The organism is Paraburkholderia sp. SIMBA_054 (assembly GCF_046534875.1).
In the GTDB taxonomy this organism is placed as follows: domain Bacteria; phylum Pseudomonadota; class Gammaproteobacteria; order Burkholderiales; family Burkholderiaceae; genus Paraburkholderia; species Paraburkholderia hospita.
In genome coordinates this window covers 1-20,647 of sequence record NZ_JAWRXV010000069.1, presented here as the reverse complement: position 1 = coordinate 20,647, position 20,647 = coordinate 1, and the positions used below count along the sequence as shown (strand labels likewise).

Sequence of the window (20,647 nt, the reverse complement as noted above, 5' to 3'; positions counted from 1 at the left end):
GCGGCGTGCTCTCATTCAGCGTCCGTAAAAGGAATCGATGAACCGGCTGCAACTCACGGCGAGCATCGTCGAACGCGAAATAGTGCGGTACACCCCCGCAGGCGTTCCGATTGCAGGCTGTACGTTGCAACACCGCACGCAGGTCGTCGAAGCGGGCGTTGCCCGAACCGTCGAGCTGATCATGCAGGCGGTCGCGGCCGGCGAGGCGAGCGGCAAGCTGGAGCGGGTTGAAATGGGCGTCGAAACGCTCTTCACCGGCTTCCTGGCGAAGAAAAGCCGCAACGCGAGAACTCTGGTGTTTCACATCACAGAATTGCAGGACATTGGAAAGGACTGAACATGCCCCGCCCGACTGGTAAGAAATTCGACAAGCGTCGTCAGCAACAAAACCCGCTCTTCAAGCGCAAGAAGTTCTGCCGTTTCACGGCTGCAAATGTCGATCAGATCGACTACAAGGACATCGATACGCTGAAGGACTTCATCGGCGAGAACGGCAAGATCACGCCGGCACGTCTGACGGGTACCAAGGCCCATTATCAACGCCAGCTCGACACGGCGATCAAGCGCGCACGTTTCCTCGCGCTGGTGCCGTACACCGATCAGCACAAGGCCTAACCGGACGACGTCACAAGGAGCATCTGGATGCAAATCATTCTTCTCGAAAAAGTCGTGAACGTCGGCAACCTGGGCGACATCGTCAAGGTCAAGGACGGCTATGCACGTAACTTCCTGATCCCGAACAAGAAGGCACGCCGCGCAACGAAGGAAGCGATCGCTGAATTCGAAGTTCGCCGTGCAGAACTGGAAAAGGTCGCAGCTGAAAAGCTGACGGCTGCTCAGGCACAAGGCGAAAAGCTGTCGGGCCTGACGGTTCAGATCGCGCAGAAGGCTGGCGTCGACGGCCGTCTGTTCGGCTCGGTGACGAACGCCGACATCGCCGAAGCACTGGGCAAGCAAGGCTTCGCAGTTGAAAAGGCGCAAGTGCGTCTGCCGGAAGGCCCGCTGAAGATCGTTGGCGACCATTCGGTTCACGTCTCGCTGCACACGGACGTCACGGTTGACGTCACGGTGTCGGTGCTGGGCGAGCACGTCTAAGCAACACAGGAAACACGATCGCCAGGCAGTTGCTGGTGATAAAGGGCAGGGGCCGGGAAACCGGCCTCTGCCTTTTTTATTGTCGGCGTTGGCTTTCCGCGCGCTGCGGCGGTTCGATTTTCAGGATGCTATCCCGCCGTCCCACTTTGCCTGATAATTCCACCCCATGAACGCACCGTCGAAAGATCCGCAAATTGAGTCGCTGAAAGTCCCGCCCCATTCCATCGAGGCCGAGCAATCGGTGCTGGGCGGTCTGCTGCTCGACAACGCCGCATGGGACCGCATTGCCGACTTCCTCTCGCAAAGCGATTTTTACCGCTACGACCACCGCCTCATTTTCGAGCACATCGGCAGGCTGATCGCGTCGACGCGTCCCGCCGACGTCGTGACCGTCTATGAAGCGCTGACCACATCGGGCAAGGCCGAAGAGGTCGGCGGACTCGCGTATCTGAACGCGCTTGCGCAGAACACGCCGAGCGCGGCGAACATCCGGCGTTATGCGGAAATCGTGCGGGATCGTGCGGTGCTGCGCCGGCTGGTATCAGTCGCCGACGAAATTTCCGCCGATGCCTTCAATCCGCAGGGCAAGGAAGTTCGCCAACTGCTCGACGAAGCGGAATCGAAGGTGTTCTCGATCGCCGAAGACGGCGCGCGCGGCACGCAGGGCTTTCTCGAAATCGGGCCGCTGCTGACGCAGGTTGTCGAGCGCATCGATACGCTGTACCACACGGCCAATCCGAGCGACGTGACGGGCACGCCAACGGGCTTCGTCGACCTCGACCGGATGACCTCGGGCATGCACGGCGGCGAGCTGATCATCGTGGCGGGGCGCCCGTCGATGGGTAAAACAGCGTTCTCGATGAACATCGGCGAATACGTGGCCGTCGAATACGGTTTGCCAGTCGCCGTGTTCTCGATGGAAATGCCGGGCACGCAACTGACCATGCGTATGCTTGGCTCGGTCGGCCGGCTCGACCAGCACCGCATGCGGACTGGGCGCCTGACGGACGAAGACTGGCCGAAGCTCACGCATGCCGTCCAGAAAATGAGCGAGGCGCAGCTTTTCATCGACGAAACGGGCGGCCTGAACCCGATGGAACTGCGCTCGCGCGCGCGGCGTCTGTCGCGCCAGTGCGGCAAGCTCGGCCTCATCATCATCGACTACTTGCAGCTGATGAGCGGCTCGTCGTCGGGCGAAAATCGCGCGACGGAAATTTCGGAAATCTCGCGTTCGCTGAAAAGCCTCGCCAAAGAACTCGACGTGCCCGTGATCGCGCTGTCGCAGCTGAACCGCGGTCTCGAACAGCGCCCGAACAAGCGGCCGATCATGTCCGATCTGCGCGAATCGGGTGCAATCGAACAGGACGCGGACGTGATCCTGTTCATTTACCGCGACGAAGTCTACAACCCGGACAGCCCCGACAAGGGCACCGCCGAAATCATCATCGGCAAACAGCGTAACGGTCCGATCGGCCCAGTTCGGCTCACGTTCCACGGGCAATTCACGAAGTTCGACAATTTTGCGGGCGCGCAGAATTTCTACGGCAGCGAGTAGCACACTCCGCGCGAGCGGGGGCACCGGGTTGCGCCCGCCGTTGCGCGCGCGCACAAAACACGGCTGCGCGCCGCACCCGGAATGGTCCGGAACGGTACAATGTTGCGGTTTTATGACAGCGCCACCGTGACCATTTTCTGGGACCCCAATGTTCGGTCGATTCATGCCCACCGAGGGCAAATTTTTTGAAATCTTCAACGCTCACGCGAAGCACATTGTCGCGGGGAGCCACGAACTCGAACTGTTGATCGACAACCTCGGCGACGCCGAGATCCACAAGCAAAACGTGCAGACGGCCGAAAAAGCGGCCGACAAACTGACGCACGAAACCATCGATCTGCTGCACAAGACTTTCATCACGCCGCTCGACCGCGACGAAATCCACAAGTTGATCACCACGATGGACGACATCCTCGACCTGATGGAGGACGTCGCCACGGCCATTTCGCTGTACGACGTGCGGGCGGTGACGTCGGAAGCGAGCCAGCTCGCGCACATTTCGACCGCTTGCTGTGAGCGTGTGCAAGCGGCCGTCGCCATGCTGTCGGACATGAAGCAGGCGCGCGAGATCCTGAAGGCGTGCGAAGACATCGACCGTCTGGAATCGGACGCCGACCGCGTGCTGCGCTCGGCCATGTCGAAGCTGTTCCGCGAAGAGGACGACGTCAAGACGCTGATCAAGCTGAAGGCGATCTACGAGCTGCTCGAGTCGATCACCGACAAGTGTGAGGACGTGGCGAACATCATCGAAGGCATCGTGCTGGAAAACGCCTGATGCATTCGATACAACTCGCTATCTGGACGGTCGCGACGCTCGTGGTCGTCGCGCTCGTCTTCGACTTCATGAACGGCTTCCACGACGCAGCGAACTCGATCGCCACCGTCGTGTCGACGGGCGTGCTGAAGCCGCAACAGGCCGTTGCGTTTGCGGCGGCGTTCAACGTCATCGCCTATTTCATCTTTCACCTGAAAGTCGCGCAGACGGTCGGCAAGGGCACGATCGACCCCGGTATCGTCGATCACTACGTCGTGTTCGGCGCGCTGGTCGGCGCGATCGGCTGGAACATCGTCACCTGGTACTACGGCATTCCGTCCAGTTCGTCGCACGCGCTGATCGGCGGGCTGGTGGGCTCGGCGCTCGCCAAGTCCGGCTGGGCCGCGCTCAACTGGGACGGGCTGCTGAAAACAGTCACGTTCATCATCGTGTCGCCGCTGCTCGGTTTCGTGCTCGGCTCGTTCTTCATGCTGCTGGTGTCGTGGATCTACTTTCGCACGCCGCCAAGCAAGGTCGACCGGCGCTTCCGGCGTCTGCAACTGGTGTCGGCGGGACTGTACAGCCTTGGTCACGGCGGCAACGACGCGCAGAAGACCATTGGCATTATCTGGATGCTGCTGATTGCGACGGGGTACGCGTCGGCCGCAGCCGACGCGCCGCCGCTGTGGGTGATCGGCGGGTGTTATCTGTCGATGGGCCTCGGCACGCTGTTCGGCGGCTGGCGCATCGTGCGGACGATGGGGCAGAAGATCACGAAGCTCAAGCCCGTCGGCGGATTCTGCGCGGAGACGGGCGGCGCGATCACGCTGTTCATCGCGTCGTTCCTCGGCATTCCCGTATCCACCACGCATACGATCACGGGCGCGATCGTCGGCGTCGGCGCGACGCGGAAACTGTCGGCCGTGCGCTGGGGCGTCGCCGGCAATATCGTCTGGGCGTGGGTGCTGACGATTCCGGCGTCCGCCGTGCTCGCGGCGGCCGGCTGGTGGCTCGGCCATCGCTTCCTGTAAGGCTGCTTTAAAACGGCGCGCCGCGTTCAGATCAGCGGCGCGCTGCCTCCATCCATCGGGACGATCGCGCCCGTCACATAACTCGCGCGGCGGCTCGCCAGAAACAGCGCAACGTCTGCTATCTCCTCCGGTTTCGCGAAACGTCCGAGCGGCACGCGTGCCTCGCCACGCGCCTGCGCTTCGGCGGTTTCGATCCCTTCGCGCGACGCTTCCAGTTGCAGGGCTTCTTCGACACGCTCCGTCAGCGTCGCGCCCGGATTGATCGCATTGATGCGGATGCCGTAGCGCGCGTAGTAGTGCGCGAGGCCGACGGTAGCGAGCATCAGCGCCGCGTTGGCCGCGCCGCCCGCGATATGGATGTCGCTCGCGATCTTGCCGCCCATGCCGATGATGTTGACGATCGTCCCCGGCTCCTTCGCCGCGCCGGACTTCACGCGCTCGGCCATGCGCCTGAGCACTTCTTGCTGCGGGTAGATATACGGGAAGTATTTGGCTTCCATCGTCGCCTTGAACGCCGCGGCGTCGAGCGTTTCGGGGTTGTAGCGGCGCGCGGCGCCCGCGCTGTTGATCAGGATGTCGATCGGGCCGACGGCGCTCGTCGCTTCCTCGACGACATCGGCGGCGCTATGCGGTTCGTGCAGATCGGCGCGTGTCAGGTGAACGTGCAGCCCTTCGCTCGAAAGCTGCTCGCGGGCGCGGGCGAGGTTGGCGGGATCGCGTGACACGATCGCGACTTTTGCGCCTTCCATCGCGAACGCCCGCGCGCACGCGAGGCCGATGCCCTTGCTGCCGCCCGTTATCAGAACCACTTTGTCTTTGAGCCCGAGATCCATCGTTGTCACCCGCCGTTAGGGAAATATCGTCAAAAGATAGCAGAGGTGTGGCGGCGCGGGTGAATCGAGCGTCAATGACCAGTGCACGAATCAGTACTTGGCAAAGCCCGCGATCGGGTCGTCGTTGGTTTGCGTCGGCGCGGGAATGGGGTGCGAAGCCGTCGACGCACGCATGATCTGTACGCCGCCCGATTCGCGGTTCTCGCCGGAGAACTGCGCCTGGCGGGCCTGACGCGCCGCTACGGCGGCGGGAGGCGGTGGTTCGTAGGCATCGGCGGCGGCGTCGATGGCATCGGGGGCGGAAGCGGGCGTTGGCGCGGCGCCGTACACGCGTGAGGGCGTGGCATCCGCGGGCGTGGAGGCAACGGGTGAAGCGACCTGCGTCGGCGACATGGCGCCCGCTGCACGCGCCTGCATTTGAGCGGCGCTCATGCCGGGAGGCGGCGGTTCGAACTGATCGACGGATGCTGACGCCGTGGCGGCTGGTGCGGCGACGCTTTGATTCGCCACGGGCGCGGGTTGGGCACGACTCTGCGCCACGTAAGCGCCGGACGCGCCGCGGGACGAACCGTACGCGCTGCCGGCGACGTCGGGTGCGACCGGTTTAGGCGCTGCTTCTGCCGCCGCAACGGCGGGTGCCGGAGTGACAGGCGTCGCGGCCTCATAGCTCGGTGCATCGAACGGCGTCGTTGTCGGCTTGTTCAACGCGGGCGCCACCCGGCGGATGCCGTCGAAGCGCTTCGCCCAGTAGGAATTGGTCAGATAGTCGAGCCGCACGGTGCCGCCCGTCGACGGTGCGTTCACGAAACGCAGCTTGCCGACATAAATCCCGACATGCGAATGCGGTCGCCCGGTCGTGTTAAAGAAAATCAGATCGCCCGGCGCGATTTCGTCGGGTTCGATGGAATCGCCGCGCGAGCTCATATCGGCCGTCGTGCGTGGCAGGTTCACGGAAGCCGCGCGCTGCACGACGTAGTGCACGAGCCCGCTGCAATCAAAACCGCTATCGGGCGTATTGCCGCCCCAGCGATAGGGCACGCCGACGAGACTCATGGCCTGAATGGAGATTTCCTCGCGCCCGATGCTGTGATCGACGAAACGGGGAAAGCCCGGTGGCGCAGTGCGATACGCGCCGCCCGATGACGCATACGACCCGCCCGAGCTGCGCACGGTCTTCTGCGGCGCGCCTGAGCAGGCGGCGAGCAGGGCGACGAGCAACAGTGACAGGGCGAGGCGAAGCATGAAAGCGGAGGCGAGCGACGACGCCCGCCAGAAGCCGGTGATGCCCGATGGTAGCCCGTCTGACAGGCCTCTCGCAAGAAATGTTGATGAGTTACTTGAAGTTTACGCGCTAAATGTCAATTTTAGGCGGGCGGTCATATGCCAATCGCATGGGAGTCTGAAAAGGCGAAACACAAAGAAAAAGCCGCTTCCAGAGCGAACCGGAAGCGGCTTTTGAACCAGCAAAGACAGCGCGTTAGAGAATATCCGACGCGTAATCGGCCAGCCGCGAGCGCTCGCCGCGCGCCAGCGTCACATGCCCGCTGTGCGCCCAGCCCTTGAAGCGATCGACGACGTACGTGAGGCCCGAACTACCTTCTGTCAGATACGGCGTATCGATCTGCGCAATATTGCCAAGGCAGATGATCTTGGTACCCGGACCGGCGCGCGTGACGAGCGTCTTCATCTGCTTCGGCGTGAGGTTTTGCGCCTCGTCGATGATCAGATACTTGTCGACGAACGTCCGGCCGCGCATGAAGTTCATGCTCTTGATCTTCAGGCGCGAGCGGATCAGTTCCTGCGTCGCCGCGCGGCCCCATTCGCCCGCTGCGTCATCCGTTTTCTGCAGCACTTCGAGGTTGTCGTCGAATGCGCCCATCCACGGCTGCATCTTTTCCTCTTCGGTACCGGGCAGAAAACCGATGTCTTCGCCGACAGGAACCGTCGCGCGCGTCACGATGATCTCGTTGTAGCGCTTGTCGTCGAGCACCTGTGCGAGACCAGCCGCCAGTGCGACCAGCGTCTTGCCCGTGCCCGCCTGGCCAAGCAGCGTGACGAAGTCGATCTCCGGATTCATCAGCAGGTTCAGCGCGAAGTTCTGCTCGCGGTTGCGCGCCGTGATGCCCCACACGTTGTTCTTGTGGTGGCCGTAGTCGCGCAGCGTCTGCAACAGCGCCGTCTTGCCGTTCAGCTCGCGCACGATCGCGTGGAACGCCGGCTCGCCGTTCTGCGGCTCCAGATAGACGAACTCGTTGACCAGTATCGACGCGCACTGCGGGCCCGTCACGCGGTAGTACGTGGTTCCCGTCTTGGTGTCCTGCCAGCTCTCCATGTCCTTCGCGTGCTTCGTCCAGAAGTCGGGCGCCAGCTGACGGATGCCGGAGTAGAGCAGGTCCTTGTCTTCGAGAACCTGGTCGTTGAAGTAGTCTTCGGCGGGCAGGCCGAGCGCGTGCGCCTTGATGCGCATGTTGATGTCTTTCGACACCAGCACGACCTGGCGGTCCTCGCGATCGCGCTGCAACGCGCGCACGACGCCGAGAATCTGGTTATCCGCCTTGCCTTGCGGCAGGCCTTCGACGGGCTCGATATGCGTGAGCTTCGTCTGGAAGTAGAGGCGTCCCAGCGCTTCGCGGCTGCCCAGACGCGCGAGCGAAATGCCTTCCGACATGTCACCTGCATTCGCGACGAGCGAATCCAGCGTGCGGCTCACCTGACGTGCGTTGCGTGCGACTTCCGACATCCCCTTCTTGTGATTGTCGAGCTCTTCCAACGTCATCATGGGCAGATAGACGTCGTGTTCCTCGAAGCGGAAGAGGCACGTCGGATCGTGCATCAGCACGTTGGTGTCGAGCACGAACAGCTTGCGAACCTCCACCTGCGCACCCTTGGCCGTGCCTTTCTTCGTTCCGGTGCGGGTCGACTTGGCGCTGGTGGCGGCGGGCGCTTCCGCTTCGGCGGAACCCTTGCCACGCGCGACGACAGGCGCTGCCGTCACGGCGACTTCGGCCGGCGCGGCGGGGACGGGCTGCAGCAACGCGGCGGTCTGCTTCGACTTGCGACTGCGGGACGGTGTGGCTTCGGCAACGGGCTCGGCGGCGCTATGAACGGGGCGCAGCGTGGTGGCCGCGTTGGCGGCGTGCGTCATCGGTGCGGCGACGTTGGCGCGGCCATATTCGGCCGATGCGGCTTGCTCCCCTTCATACGCCTGTTTTCGACCAGGCTTTGCAGGCTTCGCCGTGTATTCATCAGGCGGCAACAGATTGCCGAGCTTGCTGGGTGGGGTAGGCAAAGGCATGGTTTCCCTCGAGTAAAGCGGGTCACAATTCTTCGCCGCCTGCCGCAAACTGTCGTGCGTCGTGCGCCCGCAATTTGCGTCCGGTGGCGCGTGTCGGATTAGTAATGCCGGTTCGCCTGGTCTTCGATCGGCTCCTTGACGAAAGTGCGCTGCGAACGACGCAAACTGCTGCGCGCAATTAAAAAAGCCGCCGCCCCGGCAGACGGGGCAAGCGGCTCGACTTCGGTCATCGCATTGCGCCTCATGGCTCGCCTCATGGCCGACCTGTCAGCGGCGGCGACGACGCGATCTGCAGCGCAACTGCGGAAAAAAGTATGTGAACAGGCACTCATTGCGGCCCAATATAACGCGCCTCAAAGCGCTTGTACAGCCTCCAGAATCTCGTCGACGTGACCTGGCACTTTCACGCCGCGCCATTCGCGGCGCAGCACGCCTTCAGCATCGATGACGAACGTGGAGCGCTCGATTCCCCGTACTTCTTTGCCATACATTTTCTTCAATTTCATGACGCCGAAGAGCGTGCACAGCGTTTCGTCCGGATCCGATACCAAGGTAAACGGCAGTTCCAGCTTGGCCTTGAAGTTATCGTGCGAGCGCACGCTGTCGCGCGACACACCGATGATCTCCGCGCCCGCCTTCTTGAACTTCGGATACAGGTCGCGGAACTGCAGTCCTTCCGTCGTGCAGCCGGGCGTGTTGTCCTTCGGGTAGAAATACACGACGACTTTCTTGCCGCGCAGGCTGGACAGCGTGAAGTCGCCGCCCGTAGCCGGGGCGGTGAAATCGGGAACGGCTTGATCGACTGCGATGGGCACGAGGTCCTCCGGTTTGTTATCGGTTGTTATCGGTGTCGGCGGCGGCGTGGGCCGCGCCTGAGCGCGTTCTTCGGGGTTGCTGGGTGTTCTTCGGGACGTGTCGCGCGTTCGGCCAATGAGGTCTTTGACATTGGGCGAACGCGTGTCGAATGACGCCCGGCCGCCGTGCGGCTAGTCGGGCTGAACGATCAGTTCGCCGGAACGGCCCGGAATCTCGCCCCACGTCACAGGGTACGACGGCAGTGTGTCACGGTCTAGCGTGGCGTGATAATCGCCCATCGTGGCAAATGTGTGACCTTGCGCGCGCCAGCCGGCAAGCAGCTGCTCGAACACGGGCGCAAGCTTCTGGCCTTCGAGTTCCGCGTGCAGCGTGAACACCTGATCGTGCGGATTGTTTTCCGTGCGCTTCAACATCCACGCGGCGACGTTGTGCGTGTCGATGCCGTCGATGCCCAGCACTTCGTCCAGCGTAGGCAGCGTGGTCGGCATCTGCACATGCGAAAGCGTGCGGCCGCCCACCACGGGGAAGTACGGCGCATGCCCGCGTCCATCGGACGCGTACCGCATGCCCCACGCGTCGATCTGCTCGAACGCATGGCCGTTCATCTGCCAGCCGGCCGCGCCGTGCGTGACGGGCGGCATGCCGAAGATCTCGGCGAAGCGGTCGTGGCTCTTCTGCATCTGCGCGACGGTCCAGTCGCGCGGACGCGAACGCACGTTGTCCTGCCAGTACACGTGATCCCACGTGTGAATGCCGCATTCGAAGCCGGCTTCGTGGATCGCGCGCATTTCGGAGCGGGCGCGCGCGCCGATGTCGGGGCCGGGCAGCAGCACGCCGTACATCAACTGCTTCACGCCGTAATGCTCGACCACCGACGTGCGCGACACCTTCTTCAGAAAGCCCGGCCGCAGCACGCGCCGCATCGCCCAACCGGTGTGGTCCGGGCCGAGGCTGAACAGGAACGTGGCGCGCGCCTTGTAGCGGTCGAAGATACGCGCGAGATTCGGCACGCCTTCACGCGTGCCGCGCAGCGTATCGACATCGATCTTCAGGACGATCAGAGCCAAGCGCGGCAGCCCTTACTGTTGTTCGACGAGGGCGCGTGCTTCGGCGACATGGCCGCGGTACGCTTCGAAAATCTTGCGCAGCGCTTCGTCGAAAGTCGAATGCGGCGCCCAGGAGAGTTCCTGCATCGTGTTGTCGATCTTCGGCACGCGGTTCTGCACGTCCTGGTAGCCCGCGCCGTAGTAAGCGCCCGACGACGTCTCGACCAGTTGCACCTTCTTTGCCGTTTCCGCGTACTCGGGGAATTCGGCGGCGAGCGCAAGCATCTTGTGCGCCAGTTCGCGCACCGAGAAGTTGTTCGTCGGGTTGCCGATGTTATAGATCTTGCCCGTCGCGATGCCGTCCTTGTTATCGATGATCTTCATCAGCGCGCTGATGCCGTCGTCGATATCCGTGAACGCGCGCTTCTGCGCGCCGCCGTCAACGAGGCTGATGTTCTCGCCACGCACGATATGGCCGAGGAACTGCGTGACCACGCGCGACGAACCTTCCTTCGGCGTGTAGATCGAGTCGAGGCCCGGGCCGATCCAGTTGAACGGACGGAACAGCGTGAAGTTCAGGCCTTCCATGCCGTAGCCCCAGATCACCCGGTCCATCAGCTGCTTCGAGCACGCGTAGATCCAGCGCGGCTTGTTGATCGGGCCGTAGGTGAGGGCGGACTCGTCCGGGTCGAATTGTTCGTCGGAGCACATGCCATAGACTTCCGACGTGGACGGGAAGACGAGATGCTTGCCGTACTTCACGGCCGAACGGACGATGGGCAGGTTCGCCTCGAAGTCCAGTTCGAACACGCGCAGCGGCTGCTTCACGTACGTAGCGGGCGTGGCGATCGCGACCAGCGGCAGGATCACGTCGCACTTCTTCACGTGATACTCGACCCACTCCTTGTTGATCGTGATATCACCTTCGAAGAAATGCATGCGCTCGTGGTTGACGAGATCGCCGAGGCGTTCGGTCTGCATGTCCATGCCGAACACTTCCCAATCGGTCGTTTCGAGAATGCGCTTGGACAGGTGATGGCCGATGAAGCCGTTCACACCCAGAATCAGGACTTTTTTCATGTGTTACGGGAAGATTGAGTGAGCTGGGTGAATTCGGCGGGGGTGACGACGCGCTCGTTGCCGTCGCGCAGATGCCGCAATTCGTGGATCACGATGATGCGGCCGTCGCCGCATGTCGCAAAAAAGCCATTATCGCCTACGTGGATGCCGGGCGGCAAATCCCCGTCTGGCGCGCCGGGCGGTGCCAGGCGCGCCCGCGCGACGATAAAGCGCGCGCCGTCCGGCGCGTCGTCGATGTCAGTAAACGCTCCCGGATACGGCGGCGCGACGGCGCGAATCAGGTTGTAGACCTGCTGGCCGCTCTGGCTGAAGTCGATGCGCCCGTCTTCCGGCTTGCGTCCGCCGAAGTAGCTGCCGTGCGCGAGATCGTTCGGCAGGTGCGGCGCCTCGCCCTTGAGCAGCGCGGGCAGCGCGCGCCACAGCGTCTGCTCGGCGGCCACGGTTACCTTGTCGAACACCTGCGCGGCTGTATCGTCGGGCAGGATAGGCACGGGCGTCTGCGCAATGATCGCGCCGGCATCCGGCTTCGCGGCCATCTCGTGCAGCGTCGCGCCCGTCTCGGTTTCGCCGTTGAGCACGGCCCAGTTGGTCGGCACGCGGCCACGATATTTCGGCAGCAGCGAGCCGTGCATGTTGTACGCGCCGCGCGGCGCGACGGCCAGCAGATCGACGGGCAGCATGTGCCGGTAATAGAACGAGAAGATGAAGTCCGGCCGCGCCTCGACGACGCGCGCGCGCAATTCAGGGCTCTTCGGATCAGCGGGCGTGACGACGGGAATGCCGTGCTCGGCCGCCACCGACGCGACGCTGCCGAACCAGATGTTTTCCGTCGGGCTGTCTTCGTGCGTGACGACGAGTGTGACGTCGACGCCGCGCGCGAGCAGCACCTGCAGACAGCGCACGCCGACGTTGTGATACGCGAAAACGACGGCGCGCGGCTTCATCGGATGAGCCCCTGGTCGTCGCCGGTGACGGGCGCGGCTTGCACGCCCGGGATGACCGACTGGCGCGGCTGCGCGGCAACCGGTTCGCCGTTGCGTTGTTCGAGGATGGTCTGCACCAGATAGCGAGGCCGCGCGCGCACCTGCTGATAGATGCGGCCGATATATTCGCCAAGCAGCCCGAGCGCGAAGATGATCACGCCGAGCATGAAGAACGTGATAGCGAATAGCGTGAACACGCCTTGCACTTCCGCGCCGATGATGAAGCGGCGAATCAGCAGCAGCACGAACAGGGCGGCCGAACCCATTGAAAGAATCACGCCGATGAACGACAGCCATTGCAGCGGCACGACCGAAAAGCCCGTCACGAGGTCGAAGTTCAGACGGATCAGGCTGTACAGCGAATACTTCGACTCACCCGCGAAGCGCTCTTCGTGCGCGACGTCGATCTCAACGGGGTTTTGCGCGAAGGTGTAGGCGAGCGCGGGGATGAACGTGTTGATTTCGCCGCAGCGGTTGATCGTGTCGACGATATGGCGGCTGTACGCGCGCAGCATGCAGCCCTGGTCGGTCATCTTGATGCGCGTGATGCGCTCGCGTAGACGGTTCATCACCAGCGACGCCTTGCGCCGCCACAGGCTGTCCTGGCGCTGCATGCGGATCGTGCCGACGTAATCGAAGCCTTCACGCATCTTCGCGCACAGCTTGCCGATTTCTTCAGGCGGATTCTGCAGGTCGGCGTCGAGCGTGACGACGATCTGGCCGCGCGACTGCTCGAAGCCCGCGAGAATCGCCATGTGCTGCCCGTAGTTGCCGTTCAGCAGGATCACGCGCGTGGTGTCGGGACGGGCGCGGAACTGCTCGGCGAGCAGCGCCGGCGACCGGTCACGGCTGCCGTCGTTGATGAAGATCACCTCATAGCCCGTGCCGAGCGCGTCGAGGGCCGGGTACAGTCGCGAGAACAGCTCGCCGAGCCCCGCTTCCTCGTTGTACACGGGGATGATGACCGAGAGTTCGGGAGCGACCGTGCGTGGGTCCGTTTGATTCATTTCCGCTGGGTTTCCGCTTGGTTGACCGCTTGATTGACCAGATTATCGGCCGTATTGTTCGCAAATCTCGTTGACGGCGCGGCACACGCGCGCGACGTCGCCTTCATTCATCTGCGTGAAGAGCGGCAGCGTGAGCGTGGTCGCGCCATAGTGCTCCGCATGCGGATACATGCCCTCCTTGTAGCCCATCGCGCGGTACAGCGAAAACAGGTGGATAGCCGGGTAATGCGTGCCCGTGCCGATGCCGCGTTCCTTCATCTGCTCCATGAACGCTGCGCGGCTGAGCGACAGGCGCGCGAGCGGCAGCGTCACGAGGAACATGTGCCAGTTGCTGTTTTCGAAGTCCGCGAGCGGCAGGCCCATGCCGAGCTTCACGGCCGCGCCGCCTTCGAAACCATCGAAGTACGCGTGCGCGAGCTTCTTGCGCTGCGCGTTGAAGCGCTCGATGTGCTGCAGCTGCCCGAGGCCGACGCGCGCCGCGACGTCCGTCAGGTTGTACTTGCCACCCAGCAATTCGCAATCCATGCCGTCGAAACCCGTGCGCACGATGCCCTGCAGCCGGTATTTCTGCGCGAGGACGGCTTCTTCCTCGTTGTTCAGCACAAGTGCGCCGCCTTCGATCGAGGTCAGGTTCTTGTTGGCGTGGAAGCTGAACGACACGATGTCGCCGAGCTTGCCGATACGCTCGCCGTTCCACGTCGAGCCGAACGCCTGCGCGGCGTCTTCGATCACGCGCAGCTTGTGCGCGCGGGCGATCGCGTAGAGGCGGTCCATGTCGACGGGCAGGCCCGACAGGAACACGGGAATGATCGCCTTGGTGCGCGGCGTGATCGCCTTTTCCATCAGATCCAGATCGATGTTGCGCGTGGCCGGGTCGATATCGACGAACACGGGCGTCGCGCCCACCTCCAGAATCACGTTGCTGGTCGACACCCATGACGCCGGCGTCGTGATGACTTCGTCGCCGGCGCCGACGCCCGCGATGCGCAGACCGATTTCCAGCGTCGCCGTGCCCGAATTGAACGTACGCACCGGGCGGCCGCCGCAGTATTCCGACAATGCCTTTTCGAACGCCTGGTTCTGCGGGCCCGTCGTGATCCAGCCGGAGCGGAGCACGTCGACAACACCGCGGATCGTTTCTTCATCGATCTCGGGACGGACGAACGGCAAAAACGGAACGGATGACTGGGTCATGGATGGTTTTGCTCGATATTAAAAAGGGTCGCCGGCTGCTTTTCTAAACGAAGCCCGGCATTTAGCTTTCATTAAGCTTAATTTGCCGCGGCTGCGCTGATCAGTGCCGGAACGCGGCGGCGATAATGTGCGAGTTCCGCTCCAATGTCCAGCGCTCGAAACAATTTGGAATACGTTAGCAGACGCCGGCGTGCTTGCCAGGGGCGTTTCTTCTATGTCCGGACCGCGCCGGTAGGCCGTGCCGTCAGCTACGCGCGACGAGCACCACGCCGACCAGGATCACGCCAATGCCGATCAGGCGTTGCGCCGACAACACCTCGCCGAACAGATACCACGCGGCGAACGCGTTCACAACATAGCCGAGCGACAGCATCGGATAGGCAATCGACACGTCCACACGCGACAGCCCGACAACCCATACGACCACGCTCAGCACATAGCAGGCGAGGCCGCCGACGATGGGCGGCTGCGTCGCGATGCGCCAACCGATCGGAATGACGTTGGCCATCGTGAAGTCGAAATGGCCGACGGCATTCGTGCCGGCCTTCAGAAGCAGCTGGGCCGTCGCGTTCAGCGCGACGCCAGCGAGGATGCAGAAAAGCGAAATCGGGTTCATCGAAGGATAGTTCGAGTGAGGGAGGAGGTCATTGCTGCGGTTGGGGCTCTGAAGCCGCGGCCGGCGCGGCGCCTTGCGAGGCGGCGCCTGCTTCAGCGGGAAGCGGCTTTTCGACGATCACGCGGCGCGAATCGCGTGCGACGACGGTCATCGGCAGATGCTGCTCGCTGAATGCCTTGTAGCGATCCGGCGACATCAGTGCCAACGCGTATCGGTCGGCCTTCCAGCGCTCGATCCATTGCGGGATCGTCGGCACCCATTTTTGCGGTTCCACCGACACGCCAAACGCCAGTTCGTCCGCATGCTCGACCATGATCATCGTGTGGTCGATGTAGAACGGCAGCGTGTGATCAAGCACGCCGACCGAGTAGAACGGCGTGTCGGCGGGCAGCTTTGCGAGCGCCGCCTTGACGTCGGGCGCCAGCGGCGCGCCCGACGACAGCCGGCCGAACGCGTCGTGGCCCGTGCCGGCGATCGTCGCGAGCAGCACCCAGCCGATGCCGAACGCCGTCGCGGCGCCGACGATGCCCGTCGATGTTGCGCTCCCGCTCGCCACGCCCGGCGTGGTGGCCATGGCGCCGGCGGGCAGACCGTTCTGCGCGCCGCTCGCGGCGCCGCGCCTGCGCCGGTTGATCCAGATCGCGACGAGCGTAAACACGAACCCGATCGCGAGCGCCGCGAACACCCATGTGCGGAATTCCAGGTACAGCGCATTCGGATTGCGCCGGTCGCCCAGGCGCCCGAGAAACACTGCGCCGAAGCCGCCCGCCACGAGGAATAGCGCGTAGCCCGTCAGATGCCGGTGAAACTGCTCGCGCGTGACGAGGGGCAGATACATGCCGATCACGAGCGCGATCGCGGGCGCGATGGGGAGCGTGTACGACAGCAGCTTCGAATGCGACGCGCTGAAGAACACGAAGATGAACGCGGTCCACACGAACAGCAGTGTGACGGGCGCGAAGCCATTCGCCTGGCGCGGCATGCGCAGCGCGTGCCGCGCGCTCTGAAATGTGACCGACAGCCACGGCAGGAAGCCGACCAGCATCACGGGCACGAAATACCAGAGCGGGCCGGGGCGATTCTGCTCGGGCGTCAGATAACGCCTGAACTGCTGGACGACGAAGAAGAAATTGAAGAACTCGGGGTTGCGGTCCTGCACGAGCACGAACCACGGCGTGACGACCGCGAAAAACACGATCAGCCCGCTCACGAGGTACAGACGCTTCCAGAGCGCCCAGTCGCGCGCGACCACCGTGTACAGCACGAGCACGGCGCCCGGCAGGATCAGCCCGACGAGGCCCTTGGACAGCACCGCGAGCGCCATCGACGCCCACACGAGCCACATCCACAGCCGCTGCTCACGCGCGGCGAGCCCCGGGCGCTGCGCGAGCAGCAGCGCGCACAGCGTGACTTCCATCCAGAACGACAGGCCCATGTCGAGCGTGTTGAAATGGCCCATCAGATACCAGTACGGTGCGCTCGCGAGCACGAGCGCGGCGAAGAAACCCGTCGCGACGTTGAACACGCGCGCGCCCGTGTAGCCGATCAGCAGCACGCCCGCGAAGCCGGTCAGCGCGGTGTAGAGGCGCGCCTGCCATTCGCCGATGCCGAACCACGCGAACGACAGCGCGTTCGCCCAGGTTTGCAGCGGTGGCTTCTCGAAGTACTTGTAGCCGTTGTAGCGCGGCGTGATCCAGTCGCTGGTGACGAACATTTCGCGCGCCATTTCCGCGTAGCGGCCTTCGTCGCTCGGCAGCAGATGACGCCAGCCTAGCGGCACGAACCAGATCACGGCCAGAGCGAGCACGAGCAGCAGGACCGTCGTGCGATTGAGCGTCAGCCCGGACGGCTTGTCGTTCATGTGTTTTTCAACCTTTGTCGGCGCCGCTGTCGCGGCTTCTTTCTTATTCCGTTCGGACGGAATCTTTGCTGCGGCGCGTTGAGGCAGCGCGCAGCGCGAATTCCGCTGCCGGCGTGCCGCAGGGCGCGCGCGGACAGGGTGTGGCGCGACTGAGCTGCAGCCGATGCCGCGCAGTCCGCCGGCGCGGATTGTCCGTGCCGGGTCCTTAACACAACCTTATGCAACCTGATTGGTGGCGTGCTTCGTGGCCTGCGTTCGCCCGCTTTCGGGCGCCGGGCCGCGCAGTGTACTTGATCCGCAAGGCAGCCAATCCAAAAACGCCGCGGCGTCCTCTGGAAGAGCGGGCGCAGACGCAGCCTTCAGCCTTCGATCAGCAGCGCGGCGGCGACCTTGCGGCCTTCCGCCATCAGGATGTTGTAGGTTCGGCAAGCGGCCTTGAAGTCCATCGTCTCGACGCCGATCCGGTGGGCGGCGAGCGCGGCCGTGAGGCGCGGATGCGGAAAGCGCAGGCGCTCGCCGCTGCCGAAGATGACGACTTCCGGCGCGGGCTCGATCAGCAGCGCGAAGTGCTCGGGCGAGAGGGCCTCGAACGACGACACCGGCCAGCTGATGACCGGCTTTTCCGGCATCACGATGATGCTGCCCGTATGACGTTCGAGATTGATGTCGACATAGCCGGCGCCGTAGCCCGTGACGGTGTTCAGGGCGCCGCTTGAATCCTGGTGTAATTTCAAACTGGTTTTCCGTGGTCGTCGTTAGACATGAAGTCGCGGTTCGACCGGCATACGCAAGCTCGGGTTCAATGCCACAGGGACAGTCGAGACTCCGGGCAACCCGCGCGAACGGCGGCTGCGGCACGTCGCGCGCGTGGGCGGGCGCTTGCTGCCGCTTGGCTAACACTTGCCGCCGCGTGCTCCAGGCTTGCAGAGCCTTGCGTGGTGCATTGCGGAAGTCGGTCAAAATCCGCTAAATTATAACTTTTTGTGCGACGCGAGTCGCATCGACTGGACGGCGAAAGCCGTCCCATTGGTGGCACCTTGTGGCCACCCCTTGTGTAGCAAGCGAAACCGAGCGCCGTCTGGCTTGGAATTGCGGCCTTACACGCTCGCAGGTCTTAGGACCCACGAGCGTAATTGCATTGACCTGATTTCCGTCAGGTTCCGCCCGGTTAGCGGCCTCACCTCCGCTAACAAGGCGGATTGGGGTATGTGATTTTAAGGTATGTCGAGCGCAAGCTCGGTGTGTCATTGTTCCAGCCCGCGGCTTAGTGCGGGACAGGGAACCTGCTGTACGACCAGCAGTAGCCTAGGAGAACATGCGTCACTGGTAACGGTGGGGTCTGAAGCTTCTCTGACAACGTAGCCCCCGGATGGTTTCGGGCGAATGCTTGCCGTGAGGTAGGCATTCGGAGACTCCCAGCAGCAAGGGGGGTCGAGGAGCTAGGCTGGCTGATAGGGTTAATGTAAGTGAACTGCTGTTAAACCTCGTTAATAATGCAGTGCCAAAGCTGCTGATAGGCACTAACCAAAAGGTGTGCGGTCGGTCAATCCGCTAGAAGGTCGGATTGCGTCGTCGTTGGACCGTCGGGGAATAGGCAGAACCTACGTCAGTCGTGTGACATGCCGGGAACGCGGTAAGCCCGTATCGTTGCCAGCGCGGTTTGGCTGGCAGGTGGACCGTAAGGAACGCTGTTGACGGTGCGGGTATGGGAGGACGGAAAAAGCGAATGCCGGGCTGTAATGGTCCGGATAGGGGTTGGGACATTACCCCACGCGAAAGCGGGCAGACTTCCGTCTGGTCTACCGTCGCAAGATGGCTGACAGACCTTGATGCTTTGGTAGACACGGGCGTTCGCGCTCGTGAGTCGTACATGGATGACATGTGGGCGCATGCGGCCACATTTGTTCAACTGTTGTTCCCCAGCGGGGTGTGTCTACCCCGTTGGGGAAGATGCGCCTTCTGCTGCGGGAATGATCAACCCAAGGTAGGAGAGCAGCATGAAAGTATCCGTCCGACAGGATGGATCTGCGCTTTCCCACGTGCCTGACAACTGGTACGCCGTAGATTGGCGTCGGGTCGAACGGAACGTGAGAGGGATGCAGATTCGAATTGCGAAGGCGACGCGGGAAGGTGACTGGCGCAGGGTGAAGGCCCTGCAACGGATGCTGACCCGCACGTTGTCCGCAAAGTTGTGTGCGGTACGACGTGTTACGCAGAACCAGGGTGCGCGAACGGCGGGAGTCGATCGCGAACTGTGGGATTCGCCTGAGAGCCGATGGGAAGCCATCGGCCGGTTGAAGCGGCGTGGATACAAGCCTCTGCCATTACGGAGAGTCTTTATCCCTAAGGCCAATGGGAAAGAGCGCCCTTTGGGCATTCCGACCATGCGGGACAGGGCGATGCAAGCCCTGTATCTGCTGGCACTGGAGCCGGTGTCGGAATCGACGAGCGACCCGAACTCCTATGGGTTCAGGATTAACCGCTCGACGGCCGATGCCATGTCGCAGATATTCGTCGCTATGTCCCAGAAAGGCTCTGCCAAATGGGTATTGGAAGCGGATATCAAAGGCTGCTTCGACTGGATCAATCACGACTGGCTGATTGCGAATGTCCCAATGGACAGAGGCATTCTGCGGAAGTGGTTGAAAGCTGGCCTGATTTACAAAGGGCAGTTGCAGGCGACTGAGGCCGGTACGCCGCAGGGAGGAATTATCTCCCCGACGTTGGCTAACGTGACGCTGAACGGGCTGGAACGTGAACTAAATTCGCACCTCGGTGCGAAGCTAGGGATCGCAAAAGCCAAGAAGCTGAAAGTGAATGTGGTGCGGTACGCGGACGATTTCGTCATCACCGGCGACTCGAAAGAGGTGCTGGAGAGTGAGGTCCAGCCCTGGGTGGAAGCATTCCTTGCGGTTCGGGGACTGCGACTGTCGGAGGAGAAAACGCAGATCACCCATATTGCTGACGGTTTCGATTTCCTTGGGTGGAATTTCCGGAAATATTCGGGAAAACTGCTCATCAAGCCGAGCAAGAAAAACGCGCAAGCGTTCTATCGCAAGGTGTCGGAAACGATCAGCGGCAATAAGACGGTGAGGCAGGAGGATCTGATCCGGCTGCTGAACCCGATGTTACGGGGCTGGGCGCAATATCACAGTCCCGTCGTGGCCAAACAGGCGTACAACCGCATGGAGTATCTGGTTTTTCGGAGACTCTGGTGGTGGTCTAAGAGGCGGCATCCGCAAAAGAACGCCCGGTGGGTGGGACAGAAGTATTTCCACTCAGTCGGCGAACGTCAGTGGGTGTTCGCTGCTCCTGTGGTTTGGAAAGACGGCAGCAAGGGGCTATTTGAGCTATACCAGATCAACGGTACGGTTATCAAACGGCACAAGAAGGTGAAAGGGGACTGAAGTTGACCCAGAAAAACGGACATCTATCCTTTGGAGAAGGAGGTGCCGATTATGGGCAAGCATCGTACCCCGTA

19 protein-coding genes and 1 pseudogene are annotated in these 20,647 nt (G+C 62.7%); 7 read left to right on the top strand and 13 right to left on the bottom strand.

The features are described from left to right. The first annotated feature begins 37 nt into the window (after positions 1-37). The 6 genes from priB to SB822_RS46075 all read left to right on the top strand — a co-directional run bounded on the left by priB (position 38) and on the right by SB822_RS46075 (position 4,435). Positions 38-337, top strand: a complete 300-nt coding sequence (gene priB, locus SB822_RS46100) for a primosomal replication protein N (protein WP_410857826.1) — start codon at positions 38-40, stop codon at positions 335-337. Positions 338-339: 2 nt separating this feature from the next. Continuing rightward, positions 340-615, top strand: a complete 276-nt coding sequence (gene rpsR, locus SB822_RS46095; protein WP_007586560.1) for a 30S ribosomal protein S18 — start codon at positions 340-342, stop codon at positions 613-615. A gap of 27 nt (positions 616-642) precedes the next feature. Then, positions 643-1,095 (top strand): 50S ribosomal protein L9, encoded by a 453-nt coding sequence (rplI, locus tag SB822_RS46090; RefSeq protein ID WP_007586558.1) that lies wholly within the window; start codon positions 643-645, stop codon positions 1,093-1,095. A 166-nt stretch (positions 1,096-1,261) separates the two neighbouring features. Continuing rightward, a complete protein-coding gene (locus tag SB822_RS46085) occupies positions 1,262-2,650 on the top strand; it encodes a replicative DNA helicase (RefSeq protein WP_007735136.1) in 1,389 nt (462 codons plus the stop codon). A gap of 148 nt (positions 2,651-2,798) precedes the next feature. Next, entirely contained in the window at positions 2,799-3,425 is a 627-nt protein-coding gene (locus tag SB822_RS46080; RefSeq protein ID WP_042310193.1) for a DUF47 domain-containing protein, read from the top strand. Continuing rightward, entirely contained in the window at positions 3,425-4,435 is a 1,011-nt protein-coding gene (locus SB822_RS46075; protein WP_007586553.1) for an inorganic phosphate transporter, read from the top strand. The genes SB822_RS46080 and SB822_RS46075 overlap by 1 nt, the downstream gene beginning before the upstream one ends. A gap of 26 nt (positions 4,436-4,461) precedes the next feature. Here the strand turns inward: SB822_RS46075 and SB822_RS46070 are convergent, their stop codons facing one another. From SB822_RS46070 to SB822_RS46010, 13 genes are all read right to left on the bottom strand, one after another. Continuing rightward, a complete protein-coding gene (locus SB822_RS46070; protein ID WP_090835317.1) occupies positions 4,462-5,268 on the bottom strand; it encodes an SDR family NAD(P)-dependent oxidoreductase in 807 nt (268 codons plus the stop codon). Positions 5,269-5,358: 90 nt separating this feature from the next. Beyond that, a complete protein-coding gene (locus SB822_RS46065; protein WP_090835315.1) occupies positions 5,359-6,510 on the bottom strand; it encodes a C40 family peptidase in 1,152 nt (383 codons plus the stop codon). A 235-nt stretch (positions 6,511-6,745) separates the two neighbouring features. After that, positions 6,746-8,563 carry a PhoH family protein gene (locus SB822_RS46060; protein ID WP_090835314.1) on the bottom strand — a complete coding sequence of 606 codons (1,818 nt, stop codon included), beginning with the start codon at positions 8,561-8,563 and terminating at the stop codon, positions 6,746-6,748. Between the two features lie 98 nt (positions 8,564-8,661). Then, on the bottom strand, positions 8,662-8,793 hold the full coding sequence (locus SB822_RS46055) for a hypothetical protein (protein ID WP_255221895.1): 132 nt from the start codon (positions 8,791-8,793) through the stop codon (positions 8,662-8,664). Positions 8,794-8,916: 123 nt separating this feature from the next. Beyond that, positions 8,917-9,378 carry a peroxiredoxin gene (locus SB822_RS46050; protein WP_007586546.1) on the bottom strand — a complete coding sequence of 154 codons (462 nt, stop codon included), beginning with the start codon at positions 9,376-9,378 and terminating at the stop codon, positions 8,917-8,919. Between the two features lie 171 nt (positions 9,379-9,549). Continuing rightward, positions 9,550-10,446 carry a polysaccharide deacetylase family protein gene (locus tag SB822_RS46045; protein ID WP_079485822.1) on the bottom strand — a complete coding sequence of 299 codons (897 nt, stop codon included), beginning with the start codon at positions 10,444-10,446 and terminating at the stop codon, positions 9,550-9,552. Positions 10,447-10,458: 12 nt separating this feature from the next. Further along, complete coding sequence (locus SB822_RS46040) at positions 10,459-11,505, bottom strand: bifunctional UDP-4-keto-pentose/UDP-xylose synthase (protein ID WP_007586543.1); 1,047 nt, start codon at positions 11,503-11,505, stop codon at positions 10,459-10,461. Continuing rightward, positions 11,502-12,449: a formyltransferase gene (locus tag SB822_RS46035; RefSeq protein ID WP_090835312.1), complete on the bottom strand. Its 948-nt coding sequence runs from the start codon at positions 12,447-12,449 to the stop codon at positions 11,502-11,504. Before SB822_RS46035 ends, SB822_RS46040 begins: the two co-directional genes overlap by 4 nt. Beyond that, complete coding sequence (locus SB822_RS46030) at positions 12,446-13,495, bottom strand: glycosyltransferase (protein ID WP_007586541.1); 1,050 nt, start codon at positions 13,493-13,495, stop codon at positions 12,446-12,448. Before SB822_RS46030 ends, SB822_RS46035 begins: the two co-directional genes overlap by 4 nt. 42 nt (positions 13,496-13,537) lie before the next feature. After that, positions 13,538-14,689: a DegT/DnrJ/EryC1/StrS family aminotransferase gene (locus SB822_RS46025; RefSeq protein WP_090835311.1), complete on the bottom strand. Its 1,152-nt coding sequence runs from the start codon at positions 14,687-14,689 to the stop codon at positions 13,538-13,540. A gap of 244 nt (positions 14,690-14,933) precedes the next feature. Beyond that, positions 14,934-15,305, bottom strand: a complete 372-nt coding sequence (locus SB822_RS46020; protein ID WP_090835309.1) for an SMR family transporter — start codon at positions 15,303-15,305, stop codon at positions 14,934-14,936. A 28-nt stretch (positions 15,306-15,333) separates the two neighbouring features. Next, entirely contained in the window at positions 15,334-17,166 is a 1,833-nt protein-coding gene (locus SB822_RS46015; protein WP_090835307.1) for a glycosyltransferase family 39 protein, read from the bottom strand. 359 nt (positions 17,167-17,525) lie between these two features. After that, positions 17,526-17,900 (bottom strand): Mth938-like domain-containing protein, encoded by a 375-nt coding sequence (locus SB822_RS46010; protein ID WP_007586537.1) that lies wholly within the window; start codon positions 17,898-17,900, stop codon positions 17,526-17,528. A 1,263-nt stretch (positions 17,901-19,163) separates the two neighbouring features. Between SB822_RS46010 and ltrA the strand changes: the two are divergent. Then, a pseudogene (gene ltrA / locus SB822_RS46005) lies at positions 19,164-20,570 on the top strand (group II intron reverse transcriptase/maturase); the annotation flags it as partial. Positions 20,571-20,647 lie beyond the last annotated feature (77 nt).

Coding starts and splice junctions, on each gene's coding strand:
- priB (WP_410857826.1), top strand. CDS start 38: ATGAACCGGCTGCAACTCACGGCGAGCATCGTCGAACGCGAAATAGTG.
- rpsR (WP_007586560.1), top strand. CDS start 340: ATGCCCCGCCCGACTGGTAAGAAATTCGACAAGCGTCGTCAGCAACAA.
- rplI (WP_007586558.1), top strand. CDS start 643: ATGCAAATCATTCTTCTCGAAAAAGTCGTGAACGTCGGCAACCTGGGC.
- SB822_RS46085 (WP_007735136.1), top strand. CDS start 1,262: ATGAACGCACCGTCGAAAGATCCGCAAATTGAGTCGCTGAAAGTCCCG.
- SB822_RS46080 (WP_042310193.1), top strand. CDS start 2,799: ATGTTCGGTCGATTCATGCCCACCGAGGGCAAATTTTTTGAAATCTTC.
- SB822_RS46075 (WP_007586553.1), top strand. CDS start 3,425: ATGCATTCGATACAACTCGCTATCTGGACGGTCGCGACGCTCGTGGTC.
- SB822_RS46070 (WP_090835317.1), bottom strand. CDS start 5,268: ATGGATCTCGGGCTCAAAGACAAAGTGGTTCTGATAACGGGCGGCAGC.
- SB822_RS46065 (WP_090835315.1), bottom strand. CDS start 6,510: ATGCTTCGCCTCGCCCTGTCACTGTTGCTCGTCGCCCTGCTCGCCGCC.
- SB822_RS46060 (WP_090835314.1), bottom strand. CDS start 8,563: ATGCCTTTGCCTACCCCACCCAGCAAGCTCGGCAATCTGTTGCCGCCT.
- SB822_RS46055 (WP_255221895.1), bottom strand. CDS start 8,793: ATGACCGAAGTCGAGCCGCTTGCCCCGTCTGCCGGGGCGGCGGCTTTT.
- SB822_RS46040 (WP_007586543.1), bottom strand. CDS start 11,505: ATGAAAAAAGTCCTGATTCTGGGTGTGAACGGCTTCATCGGCCATCAC.
- SB822_RS46035 (WP_090835312.1), bottom strand. CDS start 12,449: ATGAAGCCGCGCGCCGTCGTTTTCGCGTATCACAACGTCGGCGTGCGC.
- SB822_RS46030 (WP_007586541.1), bottom strand. CDS start 13,495: ATGAATCAAACGGACCCACGCACGGTCGCTCCCGAACTCTCGGTCATC.
- SB822_RS46025 (WP_090835311.1), bottom strand. CDS start 14,689: ATGACCCAGTCATCCGTTCCGTTTTTGCCGTTCGTCCGTCCCGAGATC.
- SB822_RS46020 (WP_090835309.1), bottom strand. CDS start 15,305: ATGAACCCGATTTCGCTTTTCTGCATCCTCGCTGGCGTCGCGCTGAAC.
- SB822_RS46015 (WP_090835307.1), bottom strand. CDS start 17,166: ATGAACGACAAGCCGTCCGGGCTGACGCTCAATCGCACGACGGTCCTG.